Annotated in this window: 11 protein-coding genes; 4 read left to right on the forward strand and 7 right to left on the reverse strand. The window is 69.9% G+C overall.

Annotated elements, in window-relative coordinates:
- Window positions 1-9: 9 nt before the first annotated feature.
- The 4 genes from OG625_RS05625 (at window position 10) to OG625_RS05640 (ending at window position 3,024) form a co-directional block, all read left to right on the forward strand.
- On the forward strand, window positions 10-1,722 hold the full coding sequence (locus OG625_RS05625; RefSeq protein ID WP_329376957.1) for a relaxase/mobilization nuclease domain-containing protein: 1,713 nt from the start codon (window positions 10-12) through the stop codon (window positions 1,720-1,722).
- Window positions 1,723-1,823: 101 nt separating this feature from the next.
- Complete coding sequence (locus tag OG625_RS05630) at window positions 1,824-2,255, forward strand: hypothetical protein (RefSeq protein WP_266949433.1); 432 nt, start codon at window positions 1,824-1,826, stop codon at window positions 2,253-2,255.
- A 95-nt stretch (window positions 2,256-2,350) separates the two neighbouring features.
- On the forward strand, window positions 2,351-2,767 hold the full coding sequence (locus OG625_RS05635; protein ID WP_329376958.1) for a hypothetical protein: 417 nt from the start codon (window positions 2,351-2,353) through the stop codon (window positions 2,765-2,767).
- On the forward strand, window positions 2,764-3,024 hold the full coding sequence (locus tag OG625_RS05640; RefSeq protein WP_329376959.1) for a hypothetical protein: 261 nt from the start codon (window positions 2,764-2,766) through the stop codon (window positions 3,022-3,024). Before OG625_RS05635 ends, OG625_RS05640 begins: the two co-directional genes overlap by 4 nt.
- A gap of 583 nt (window positions 3,025-3,607) precedes the next feature.
- On the opposite strand, the gene OG625_RS05645 is transcribed toward OG625_RS05640, so the two are convergent.
- The 7 genes from OG625_RS05645 to OG625_RS05675 form a co-directional block, all read right to left on the reverse strand.
- Window positions 3,608-4,252, reverse strand: coding sequence for a DUF317 domain-containing protein (locus tag OG625_RS05645; protein WP_329376960.1), 645 nt, complete (start codon window positions 4,250-4,252; stop codon window positions 3,608-3,610).
- Window positions 4,253-4,402: 150 nt separating this feature from the next.
- The gene (locus OG625_RS05650; RefSeq protein WP_329390459.1) at window positions 4,403-4,699 is read right to left on the reverse strand and encodes a hypothetical protein; all 297 of its coding nucleotides are present in this window, start codon (window positions 4,697-4,699) and stop codon (window positions 4,403-4,405) included.
- Between the two features lie 166 nt (window positions 4,700-4,865).
- Window positions 4,866-5,231 (reverse strand): DUF317 domain-containing protein, encoded by a 366-nt coding sequence (locus OG625_RS05655; protein WP_443067866.1) that lies wholly within the window; start codon window positions 5,229-5,231, stop codon window positions 4,866-4,868.
- A gap of 247 nt (window positions 5,232-5,478) precedes the next feature.
- Complete coding sequence (locus tag OG625_RS05660) at window positions 5,479-7,137, reverse strand: UvrD-helicase domain-containing protein (RefSeq protein WP_329376962.1); 1,659 nt, start codon at window positions 7,135-7,137, stop codon at window positions 5,479-5,481.
- Entirely contained in the window at window positions 7,134-8,729 is a 1,596-nt protein-coding gene (locus OG625_RS05665) for a hypothetical protein (protein WP_329376963.1), read from the reverse strand. The genes OG625_RS05660 and OG625_RS05665 overlap by 4 nt, the downstream gene beginning before the upstream one ends.
- Before the next feature lie 533 nt (window positions 8,730-9,262).
- Entirely contained in the window at window positions 9,263-10,315 is a 1,053-nt protein-coding gene (locus tag OG625_RS05670) for an MSCRAMM family protein (RefSeq protein ID WP_329376964.1), read from the reverse strand.
- An 80-nt stretch (window positions 10,316-10,395) separates the two neighbouring features.
- Window positions 10,396-12,084, reverse strand: a complete 1,689-nt coding sequence (locus OG625_RS05675; RefSeq protein ID WP_329376965.1) for an MSCRAMM family protein — start codon at window positions 12,082-12,084, stop codon at window positions 10,396-10,398.
- Between the last annotated feature and the right edge of the window lie 45 nt (window positions 12,085-12,129).

Here is a 12,129-nt window from a genome sequence, read left to right on the forward strand (position 1 = left end):
CCACCCGTCATGGTCCCCAAGATCCACAAGCGCGGGACGCGCACCATCGGCCTTCTGTACTACCTGTACGGGCCCGGCAAAGCCGAGGAACACATCGACCCGCACCTGGTGGCCTCCTGGGACCACGCCGCCCCCGACCCTGGCCGCGACCCCGAAGTCACCTACAAGCAGCTCCAGGAACTCCTCGACCAGCCCCTGGCCAACCTCCACGAGAACGAGCGGCCGACGAAGCATGTGTGGCACCTGTCGGTACGCAACGCGCCCACCGACCGGACCCTGTCCGACCAGGAGTGGGGCGACGTCGCCCGCCGGATGGTCGCCGCCGCCGGCATCGACGACCCCGAGCAGGGCTCCGGCTGCCGCTGGGTCGCCGTCCGGCATGCCGACGATCACATCCACATCCTGGCCACCCTGGTCCGCGAGGACGGCTACCGGCCCGACCTCGACTTCGACGCCGTCCGCGTCCAGGCCGAAGCCCGGCTCCTGGAGAAGGAACTGGGCCTGCGTCAGCTCAACCCTGGTGACGGCACCGCCGCCCAGCGGCCCACCAGCGCCGAACGCCATAAGGCCGATCGCATGGGACGCGAGCGCACGCCCAGGGAGGAACTGCGGGAGACCGTACGACGTGCAGCAGCCGGCGTTGCCAGCGAGGAGGAGTTCTTCGAGCGGCTGGGCGCCTCCGGAGCGCTGGTCCGCAAGCGCGTTGCACCCTCCGGAGACCTTCTGGGCTACACGGTCGCCCTGCAGGGGGACCTCAACAAGGACGGGGAACCGATCTTCTACCCGGGCTCGCAGCTCGCCGCAGATCTGTCCCTGCCCCGAATCCGCGAGCGCTGGTCCGGCCGCAGGCAGGATGAACCGATCGTCGAGCCGGTGGCCGCGTCGGGGCCGGCGCAGGCCCGGCGTCGGGCGAGCGCGGCGGTGTGGCAGGCGATCCTCGTCATGGACGGGACGGACGACGCGGCGACGGCCGCGTACATCGCCGCGGCCGGCGAGATCCTCGACGCCCTCGCGAAGACGAGTGCCGCCCACACCCGCCGTGAACTGCGTGATGCCGCCTTCGTGTTCGAGAGGGCGTCCCGTTCTCACGTACGAGCCGAGCGTGGGCACGACCGGGCGCTGCGGCAGGCCGCTCGCGATCTCGTCTACAGCGGTCCCGCCCTGGGGCGCGGGGAGGACGGGGCGACGACTGCGATGGTGATCGACGCTGTGTTCTTCCTTGTGACCGTGGCCGGGCACTGGCATGCGAAGAAGGCACACGCGCAGCAGGCCGCCGCCGCCCACCTGGCGGCAGAGCACCTGCGGACCGCCTACCGAGCCGCCTCCGCGCAGCCCATGGGAGTGCTGGCCGTACGGGGCCGGTCGCTGGCTCTTCCGGTGCTGCGCCGCCAGGTCCTCCGGGTCCGGGAAGCGCTGCCGGCGGAGCTGGCGGAGCGGGTCCTGGCCGAAGCCGGATGGTCGGCGCTGGCGGCGACCCTGGCCGATGCCGAGGCAGCCGGGTACGACGCCACCGCCCTGCTGGCCGACGCCGCCGCCCGACGGGAGCTGGGGAGCGCCGAGTCGGTGTCCGACGTGCTGGTGTGGCGGCTGCGCCGCGCTGCGGACCTACCGGCCGACGCCCACGCGATGCCCTTGCCCGACGGCGCCACCGCCTCGTCGGGTCCCACCGGACCGAAGGCCGAGAGCCCGGCAGCGAAGGGCACGCAGCGCCGCCGGAGGTGACCAGGCTTTCAGGAGTTTGTGAGTTGCCGCAGGTGGGGCCCATGGGGCACGCTTCTTGACCCACCGCCGTGTGCGGGGAGCCGACTGGGAGGGGAGCCCGAGTGTTCGGTCGTAGGAAGGCCAAGCAGGATCGTACGGAGCTGGGGCCGGCGGGTGTCCCGTGGCTGGCGCACCCGGAGCCGCAGTGGCCCGACCCGGTGCAGCAGACGCCCGCCCCCGCTCCGGCCGCCCCGGTGGTGGACGACTTCCTGCCGCCGGACTTCCGCATGGACACCGATGACGACCTGGCGGGCCGGCTCATGCCATGGCCGCGCCCCCTGGTCATCGAAGGCGATGTCCGTGCCTGCCCACAGTGCGAGGCGTACCGGGACTGGGTCGTCCTGTGCACCGAGGGGCGGATCTGGCTGCGCTGCCGCGACGGCCACGAGACCCTGGAGCCGCGGCTGGACGTGGCCTGGTACAACCGCAACAGCGGACCGAGCAACGGCAAGTTCGGCACGCTCGAGGAGGGCCTGCGCTCCATCGGCCACTGAACGGGTACCGCGCCCCTGGACCCCTGTGTTCCTTCCCTGCCGCTCCGAGGAGGCGGCCACGGTCAGCACACCCGTATCCGACCCAGGGAACCCACATGCGCCGGCGCCATTCCACCGTCCTCACCAGCACCTGCCTCGCCCTCTGGGCGCTGACCAGCTGTTCCGCCCCGCCCTCCGACACAGCGTCTGCAGCGCCTCGGGCGGAGACCTCCATGCCCACCACCGGCAACCACGAAGTGCTGCCGTCGGAGCGGCTGGCGGACCGGCTGCTCACCGCCGACGATCTCGGCCCCGGCTACGCTGCCCGCCCCGCCGCATCCACAGGCTCGCCCGAGGCGTCCGTCGAGGGCTGCCCGCAGCTGGAGCAGCTGGGCAGCGCCGCAGGCAACCCGTACACGATGTTCCCGAACCAGGGGAAGCGAGTCCTCGTCGGCCCCGGCGGCACCCAGCTGACCGAGGAGCTGTATTCCGCGCCGCCCAAGGACCTTTCCGCGGGGTCAGGCGGATCATGACCGCGATGGGTGCCTGCCCGTCGTACCAACTGGTCACCGCCACCACCGTGGCGGAGGTCCGCACCCAGACGGTGCCGGTGCCCCGTCTCGGTGACGAGCAGTGGGGGCAGGTCCTCACCGTCATCGCCGGCGGGCAGCGCACCGTCGTCCAGCAGACCGTGATTCGCGACGGAGCCGTGCTGCTGGTCATCTCCGGCAGCCCAGCGGAAGTCGCCGTCCATGGGCAGACCGCCCTGGCCAAGGCAACAGCCCGCTGAACCCCCTTGCCCTCATCTTTGTCCTATATGGAGGTTCCGTGACCGAGTTCGTGTCCACCGAGGCCCTCGCCCGTCTCGCCGCCGCCGGCGATCCGCAAGTGCGGCTGATGCTGGCACTCGCTGCCCTCGGAGCAGACCGGACGCAGATCCTTGGCGCCAGGCCCACCGGGCGCCGCGATGAAATCGCGCTTCCGGAGAGCGAGCGAGCCACGGCGGCGTTCGCCGAGCTGCAGTCCCTGCTCGGCGCAGACAACGCCCGGGCGGTGCGCCGCTCCGGCATCCGCCCGTGCTGCCCATCTCACGGAAAACCTGGCTGCAGACGGGGGCCTCCCGGCTGTGCGCTGGCACAAGCCCGGCGACCAGCCGCCCGGAGGTACCACGGGCCACGGCCGATGACCGGTGGCCAAAGGCGACCGCCTTCGCATGGCGCCCCGCCCGACTCGCGCACAAGCGCTGAGGCCGGGCGGGGTATCGGTCGTCGGCGGGCATCGCGACCGTCTTCTGGAGCCGCACATCAATCGATGACCGTATTGCGACGCAAAAGGCCGACGGCCGGACCCAAAGGGGTCCGGCCGTCGGGGTATCAGACAGTCGGTTGCACAGTGAGCTGGCCCTCGCTGCTCTCCGGCAGGGTGTGGCGCAGCACCGGTGCGGGTGAGGCCAGGGAGGCGGCGAAGGCCGCAACGAGATCGTGTGGCGTGCTGGCGGAGAACATGGCGGCCCACAGGAGCCCGCCGCCCATCCTCGGTTCGCACCATGCCTGCCATCCCGCCGCCTCCACCTCGGGATCGAGGACGAGGGGGTCGCCGTCTTGAATACCTTCGTCCGGCAAAGCGGTCAAGGCCATGGTGGCGGCCAGCCGCGGGTCGGACATGGCGGTGGGGATATCTATGTCGCCGATCCAGCCACTGCTGGCGAGCGCGTCGAGAACCGCCTGCGGTCCGGCGTAGCCGTGGGCGGGATCCGGGCGGTCCTCCAGGGCGAGCAGGAAGTCGGTGACGACCTCGGCCGGGGTGCCGGCGGAGAAGTACGCATTCCACTGGGGAAGGCTGGCGGGGGTGGCGCGGGCAGAGACCGTCCATGCCACCGGCTGATCACCCAGGAGGATGGGCTCGTCGGCCAGCACCCACTGCGCCCAGCTCAGAGCGTCCGGAGCGATGTACAGGACGGTGCTGCGAAGAACCTGCCGGGCGTCGTCCGATTCGTCGGGCTCACGTCGGCCTCGCACGAGGGTGAGGCTGGTCCAGCCCGCCGCGGTGAGATGGGAGCCGACCTGGTCGGCAAGGAAGCCATCGTCGCCGGCGAGATGGCGCGGGGTGACCCAGTACGCGGGAAGGGAAGGGAAATCAGGGGACGGGGGCAGAAGTGCTCCTTGTCGTCAGGGGGTGTCGCGGCTCGTATCGTCGTCGGAGACGGCACGCAGCCGCCGTCTACGAGCAGGAGGCTCGACCGGAGGCATCCAGGTAAGGGCCTCGGCGACCGGCCTGGGGAGGTACCCGTATTGCACCGCCTCCGCGTCCTCTGCGAGATAGACGATCGGTCGCCCGTCCTGGTCCGTGCCCACTGTCACGGTGCCCATCTTGTGAGCCATGGGAAAGAAGGGGTTGATCGCGAGCCGAACGCGGGCGGCCGGGTCCGCCGCAGACAGGTGTTCCATCAGGTCGGCGACGGTCATCTCGGCGCCGGGCTCGGGCTGGGGGGCCACGGTTCTCCTCACGGGTGGAAAGCGTTGTGGTGGGTGCGGATGTGCGCCGCGCGGCCTGCGGGAACGGACCACGGAAGGACGCGCGAGCAACTGGAGGACGGGAGGCGAGCGTCCCGGCCTCCAGGCGGAGTGGGCACTACTGCCGTCGAGCGGTGGCGAGCACCTCGGAAACGGTAGCGGCCACGAGCCGTGCCGGGGTCTGCGGATCGAAGACGACACGGTAGCCGGGAACCTTGGCGGTGCCGGTGACGGCCAGGACCCAACCCTCGTCCTCGGCCCCGGGCCGGCCGTCGGGAAACCACCCGAGATAGAGCCTGCCGTCGACCGAGGAGATATGGGTGTCGGCCCGGTCATCGACGATGAGGGTGAAGTCGCCGTTCGCTTCGGGGAAGCAGTCGATGACCTCGGTCGGCTGACCGGGCCCCAGAAGCCAGCTATGCAAGCGCAACTTCTCGATCGTGGTACGGAATCCGGCGTTCGACAGCTCCACGGTCACAAGCATCACCTCTCTGACCTGGTAAAACCCCGAGTTGGGGGAAGGTCGTCTAGGTTCACATGCGCTGCAACGTTGCACCAGTCCTTGCAGGGTCTTTCACGTCTGCCATCAGCGAACTGTCACCCTGTGATCCATGCGAGGCCCTCAGCAGCGAACCCAATCGGACGGGGGTCACCGATGGCAGCCACCATGCCGATCCGCAGCACAGCTGTGATCCGCCGGTCACCTACGAAGCTGAGGACAGCAGCCATTTCTAACGCAGGGCCGCAACAAGGGGTTGCCAGAGGCCATGCACCAGATTGGGAACAACGAGGTGCGCCTTCTGCCGGGCTCGGGTCATCACGACGTACAACAATTTGGAGCCGGTCGGGTACGGCTCTCCTTCGGAGCCGTGGAACTCGTTGCTTCCGAGAAGCAAGATCGTAGTGTCGGCTTCCCGCCCCTTGGTCTGATGGAGGTTCATCACCTGAATCGGGGCTCGTCGAGCTGTCCACGTCCCGACCAGAGCTTCGTCGCGTACGCGGAGAAGCTCCTGCTCGACCGCGGCAGCATCGAAGGAGCCTTGGCCCGCGTGACGTAGGGCAATGCTCGTCTGACGGGCTGCCTGAATCCAGGTCTCCTGGCCGCGGGCAGCACCGACCGTGCCGTAGGCGCTCGTGATCACTTCGGAGAGTCGCCCAATGTCGGGCTGCCCGCCCTCGCCGACCGAGGCCTGCAGGTCCCGTGCCAGTCGCTGCAGTGCGTTGCGCAGGGGCAGGTTGGTCGCCGGGTTGAGCATCTGCTGGGCGAGCGGCACCACCCTGTTGCCCTTGCGTTCCGTGGCCTGGACGTAGACAGCCAGGGCGCGGAGAACCCCAGGGTCGGGAAGGTCAAGGGCGTACTTCACCAGGGACAGCTGCGCGGCGAGTGCCTCACCGTGTGCCTCGGTGAGGCCGACTTGCTCGTGCACGAGTCCGTCCGCGAGGAGCGCGTCGGACAGGCTGGAGGTCGCCACGTTGGTGTGGGTGAAGATGCTGACGGTGTCCCCGGCCTTCCGCGCGCGGCGTGCGAGGTCGATGACTTCGGCATGGCCGTAGCCGCTGGTGTAGTCGGTGACCGAGATGCGCCCCGCACTGGCGGCGGTGCGAATGGCGTCATGGGTGAAGTCGCGTCGCATGGCAGCTTCCGCAGCGGCCGGCAGAGTTCCGCTCGGATCGCGGTAGCTGAGCGGCGGCAGCATGATCCTCACGGCGCCGGACATCTGCATCGTTTCGGCGATCCTCGCGTCGGCATCGATGTGCTTGAAGCCCGCGTAGATGCACTGCTTGGTATCGCCCAGCAGGATGCGGCGTGCAGCCGGCGCGATCTGCTGGAGGAACAGCCATTCCTGGTCGTCAGTATCCTGGAACTCGTCGCAGATGACGAGGCCGTACCGCTTGCTGTAGTGGTTGCGCACCTTTTCCAGGCCCAGCAACTCCATGGCCACTGGGACTAGTTGGCTATAGGTAAGCCCGGGTCCGGCACCGCCGACGAGGCGCTGCGCTTCGCTCAGAACCGAGAGGGGCTGAGGATACCCATGGTGCGGGCCGAAGCTGTTGATGATGCGCCAGGCGAAGCTGTGGAACGTAGCCACTTCGAGGCGCGAGGCCAGCGGTCCGATCACGTCGGACGAGCGGTCGATGATCTGCGCCACCGCGGTGCGGGAGAAGGAGAGGAAGAGGACCCGCTCTGGTGCGGGCAGCCTCGTCCTTCGGCCAGCCTGGTGGGCCGCTCGGCGTCGGAGCGTGAGTCGCTCGTCGGCGTCTTCGATGTGGCGGCGGGCAGCTGCGACGGCAGTTGTGGTCTTGCCCGTTCCGGCACCCCCGAGCACGACGAGAACCGGCGCGGCGCTCTCGACGACGGCCTGCTGTTCTCCCTTGGCCTCGTACGTCACGCTGTGTCCTCAACAGGGCGGCTGACACCCTCAAGGACGATCATCGTGGGGCCGCTGTAGCTGGAATCGGCTGCCGTGGCGATGGCGTCCAGAATGGCCGCCAAGAGTGGCGGGTGCACCACGGGACTCTCCTCTTCCGGCTCCCCATTCTGCGCTTCCGTGACCCCAGGCTGCAGCCCGCGGTACAGGGCGTCGAGGAAGGGCTCGTGCAGGCCCTTCTTGTGGAGTGTCTTGCAGAGGTTCGTGACGGTCTGCTCAGTGGCTTCGGCAGCCAGGGGATCCGGCTGACCGAATACGGTAAGGAGCGAACTGGCCTCCGCGAGCTGAGTCAACTGGACGCCAGCGGTAATCGCGCGTTCGATCGCCGTGTTCTCCGGAAGCTGGACGACGATGTCGCACGCCTTCTTGACTCTGTCGAGTTGATCAGTCGACTGCTGCGAGGGCTTGTCAGCGTCCACTACGCCGATCACGCGGAAGCCGAGCTGCTTGGCGAGATCGGCGATGCGAGGGACCTGGTCGATGCCGCCATCGGAACCCGTCCCAGCGGCGATCAGGCGGACACCATAGGCGGACAGGGGCAGCCTATGAGGAGGGTAGCGCCGGTTAGCCATGCCGAGGACCGCGACGTCGTGCGGCCCTTCGGTGACCGCGACGACGGGCGCGGTGAGCGCGGGCAGCAGCTGCGTGTGGAGCTGGCGGTGCGCAACGAGCTGCTTGTGGTCGCTGACCTGAGGGAGCTGATGGTGGGTCCGCTGGCTACCGTGGCGGACCAGGCGGACCACCTCGCCGGGTTCGAATGCGCGCGCCACTTCAGGCCGGCGGGTCGACAGCCAGGCTTGCCCCGACCGGTTGCGGATTAGCGACGCCAGATGCTCGGCCGTGGCGGCGTCGAGCTGGTCTCCGAAGTCATCGGCGAGTACCACCGCGCCGGGGACGTCCGCGAGCAGCATGGCCTCGGCCATGGAGAGGACTGCGGTCACGGTGCTGCCGTGGTTCGTCAGGGTCAGCGGTCCGGCGGTGTCCAGACGCAGCGCGGCCCGCAGCGTACGCAGAAGTGCGCCGACGGATCCGTCCTCGGTGAAAAAACCAACGTCCCCGGCGGTGATCGGGCTGTCCCCGAGCCGCTTCCCAGTGCCGCCCACGGCCAGGACGGCGTCCACGGCTGCGGTGACGGCCGGGTCCTGGGACAGAACGGTAACGGCCTCGCCGACGGCATCGCGCAGGACTTCAAAGGCGGCGACGGCAGCCTTGGGGTCCCGGTCCTCGATGTACCGTCGCAGGTTCCCGCCTGCTCGAAGCTGCAGGGGCACCCCCGCGTTGAGGGTGATGACTGGAAGGGCCCGGCGCACAGCAGCCGACACCCGCACAAATTGATTGGTCTCCGGATTGCTGCGCAGCGGGTAGTAGACGACGGACTCCAGCGCCTCGGTCTCGGGGTCGTAGCTGAGCCGATAGGTGAGACGAACACACTGGGGAGCGGACGGGTCCGCCTGATCACTCTCGGAGGCCATCCCCATCACATCGAGCGGCTCGAGGTAGCCGTCGACCAGTTGCTCGACCTCCGGGTCGAGATCGGACAGGGTGACCTCCACCTCTGCCACGGACGCCCGGAGCGGCTCTGCCGGCTTGGGCGACGCCGCCTTCAAGTCGGCCTCGGACCCGGGACTACCGTCATCGCGATCCCCGGCCGCAGGCACACTCTGATGGAGATCCGACAATGACGGAGGATGCGCCGCTCCCGGGTCGAGCACGCGCGCCAGGGCCTCGATAGCATCACTGCGGCCAGAACGGGGCACGCCGGCCACAACCGCGTGATCGCGAGGGCGGAGGTCAAGGGACTTCCAGCCCCGGAAGTCCGATATCAACAGTCGAGTCACTCGCACCGCACCATCATCGCGGACAACAGCCTGGTAAACCATGGCATTTACCGCAAGAAGATCAGAACGGGCGTGCGAAGCACGATACGGCCGCAACCGATCGGCGCTCTTCCTGCCGCGGCAACTCTGCTTGGAACTGATCCCAGATCGACTGCGGGCTGTCGACTGGTTCAGGTCCGCGCAGCGGAGGAACGCAGCGGCCCCGCGAACTTCATCGAGTTCCCGGGGCCGGTGATCGTGCTGGTGTGTCAGTTGTCGTCGGTGCGCCGGTGCTGGCCGGTGCCGATGTCGCTCTCGTCGTTCTTACGGCGGCGGGCGGCGTAGACGGCGCCGCCTCCGGCGGCGAGGAGAAGGCCGCCGGCTGCCAGGAGCCACCCGTTGGTGCTGTCGGCGCCGGTGTGGGCGAGGGAGCCTTCGGGCTTGACGTCAGGTGCAGTGGGGGTCGCGGTAGCGGTGCCGATCTCCGGGCTGCTGGAGGGGGATGCCGCATCGGTCGGCTCCCCGGTGCCGGTCGAGGGCGAGCCGGTCGGCGTGGGCTGGGAGGTGGGATCGCCGGTGGGCTTGGCCGTCGGCTTCCCCGTCGGTTCCTCGGTGGGCTTGGCCGTGGCCGCGTTCGTGAAGGCCGCGGTGGTCTCGGCTCCGGGCTTGGCCGTGATCTCCACCGGGGTGGTCTCCAGTCGGTAGCCATCCGGGACCTTGGTCTCGGTGGCGGTGTAGGCGCTGCCGGTCTTCTTACCGACGGGGAGGGGGCCCTTGGCGGTGCCGTCCGGGCCGGTGGTGAGGGTGAAGGCGCCCTTGTCGTCCTTGGCGTCCTTCGGGGCGATGTTGACGATGGCTCCGGCCAGGCCCTTGCCGGTGGCCTTGTCGGTGACCTTGAGGGTGAGGCCGGCGGACTTGTACGGGTCGGTGATTGCCAGGACCTTGGGCTCGCCGGGGGCGACGACGACGTCCTGGTCGGGGACGGTGCCCAGCAGCGGGCTGCCGGAGGCGGTCTCCTTGAGGCGTACGACGCCGGGGGCGAGATCGGAGAAGGCCAGGGTGCCGTCGGCGCCGGTCTTGCCCTCGGCGAGCGTCTTGCCCGCTGAGTCGAGCAGCTGGAAGGCGGCTCCAGGGGCGGGCTGGCCTTCGGGGTCCGTCTTGACGATGCGCAGCCCGGCCTTGTCCGCCGCCGCAGGGGCGCCTTGATCCTTGGGGGCTTCGGTGGACGGGGAGGGGGCTGCGGTGGCGGTGGTGGCCGGGCCGGTCAGGGCGACGGCGGCGGTCACGGCGAGCGCGGTGAAAAGGAAGGGGCGGTGCTTCATCAGGGGTGCTCCGGGCGGGATCGTGCGGTGCGGGACGGTGTGGCACGGGCTCCGAAAGCGGAGCCCGGCAGCGCGGGGGGTCAGCTGGGGGCGCCGCCCGTACGGCGGCGGCGGTTGATCAGGTAGAGGCCGCCGCCTGCGGCGAGCAGGGCGGTGGCTCCGACGGCCAGCCAGGTGGTGGCGTCGGCGCCGGTGTGAGCGAGGGATCCGGGCGGCGTCGTCGGCGGGGTGGTGGCCGGGGGTGTCGCGGGCGGGGTGCTCGGGCTCGGCGGCGTGGTCGCGGTGGGCTTGTCGGCGAGGGTGACGGTGACGTCGGCGCCGGGCCGAGCGGTGAACGCGACCGGTGAGGCGTCGAGTTGGTAGCCCTCGGGGGCCTTGGTCTCGCCGGCCCAGTAGCGGGTGCCCGCCTTGAGCGTGACGTCGAGGGGCACGGTCGCGGTGCCGTCGGTCCCGGTGGTGACGCTGGTGATCACCTTGCCGGGGGTGTGCTTGCCGGTCTTGTCCGTCTCATCGGCGCGGATGGCGATGACCGCGCCCGGCAGGGTCTTGCCGGTGTTCTTGTCGGTCTTCTTCACCGACAGGCGGGCCTTCTTGAACGGGTCGACGAGGTCGAGGGCGTTGGCCTGAGCTGTGCGTCCGGCGGTGATCGTGATGGTCTGCTCGGCGATCAGGTCGTGGACGGGGCTGCCGGAGGAGGTCTCGCGCAGCCGGTAGGTGCCGGCGGGGAGCTTGTCGAAGACGAGGTTGCCCTGTTCGTCCGTCTTGCCTACGGCGACCTGCTTGCCGTCGGAGTCCAGGAGCTGGAACGCTGCGCCGACCAGGCGGGTGCCTTCGGGGTCCTTCTTGCGGATCGTCACGCCGCCGGTGGCCTCGCCGACGGTGATGGCGGCGGAGTCCCTGACGCTGGTAGTGCCCCCGGCAAGCAGCATCCGCTGGGCGGCCGGGTTCTTGGGCGTGAGGACCTGCAGCCCGATGGCGGGCAGCCCCTCGGCCGTCGCGGTGACGCTGGCGGTCCCGGCCTTCTCTGCGGTGAACTCCCAGGCGCCCGTGCCGTTGTCGTTGGTGGTGACCTTGCCGGATGCAGTGCCTGAGCCCGACTCGGCGAGCGTGACGGCAACCTTCGGGACCGGCGTGCCAGCGGTGGTGGTGACCTTCACCGCGACGGTGACCTTCGTCCCGGCGGTGGTGGTCTTCACCGACGGCGTGATCTGGAGGGTGTAGGGGCCCGCGAGCTTCTTGGCCTCGGCGACGTAGCCCTGGGCGAGGGTGCGGGCGGTCGGGGAGACGACCGGGTACGCCAGGCACTGCTTGCCGCGGTCGCCGTCGAGGGCGTAGGTGCCGCCGGCCAGGTACTCGTACACCACGGCGTCGACCGCAGCGGCCTGGGCGTTGTCGCGGGTCTGCCCGTACTTGCCGATCACATAGGCGGCCTGGGCCAGGTTCTCCTTGGTGGCGGGCTTCCCGGTCACCGACGACGTCCAGGACGGGACCGGCTGCGGGTCGCCGTAGCCTCCGGAGTCGGCCGGGCCCTTGCGCTCGGGGTCGGCGCAGTAGGTCTCGGTGTCGCCGTGGACGGCCGGTCCGGGCGGGCCGTAGGCACCGATGTGGCTGGAGGCGGCGTGTCCCTCGGAGTCGGGGATGGTGTAGCCGGGGCCCAGCACCACGGAGGCTTCCGGGGCGGCCATGGCCGTCGCGGGCAGCAGGGTGCCTGCCGCGAGGGCGGCGACGGCGACGGCGAGGTGGGCGGGGTGGGCGGGGCGAAGGCGCATAAGGAGGAGAGGGTCCTGTCGGTGGAGAGGGGAAGTCGGGTGCGG

This window comes from Streptomyces sp. NBC_01351 (assembly GCF_036237315.1).
Classification (GTDB): Bacteria; Actinomycetota; Actinomycetes; order Streptomycetales; family Streptomycetaceae; genus Streptomyces.

Coding starts and splice junctions, on each gene's coding strand:
- OG625_RS05650 (WP_329390459.1), bottom strand. CDS start 4,699: ATGACCGTCGCCGACCTGATGGAACACCTGTCTGCGGCGGACCCGGCC.
- OG625_RS05625 (WP_329376957.1), top strand. CDS start 10: ATGGTCCCCAAGATCCACAAGCGCGGGACGCGCACCATCGGCCTTCTG.
- OG625_RS05675 (WP_329376965.1), bottom strand. CDS start 12,084: ATGCGCCTTCGCCCCGCCCACCCCGCCCACCTCGCCGTCGCCGTCGCC.
- OG625_RS05655 (WP_443067866.1), bottom strand. CDS start 5,231: ATGCTTGTGACCGTGGAGCTGTCGAACGCCGGATTCCGTACCACGATC.
- OG625_RS05635 (WP_329376958.1), top strand. CDS start 2,351: ATGCGCCGGCGCCATTCCACCGTCCTCACCAGCACCTGCCTCGCCCTC.
- OG625_RS05670 (WP_329376964.1), bottom strand. CDS start 10,315: ATGAAGCACCGCCCCTTCCTTTTCACCGCGCTCGCCGTGACCGCCGCC.
- OG625_RS05640 (WP_329376959.1), top strand. CDS start 2,764: ATGACCGCGATGGGTGCCTGCCCGTCGTACCAACTGGTCACCGCCACC.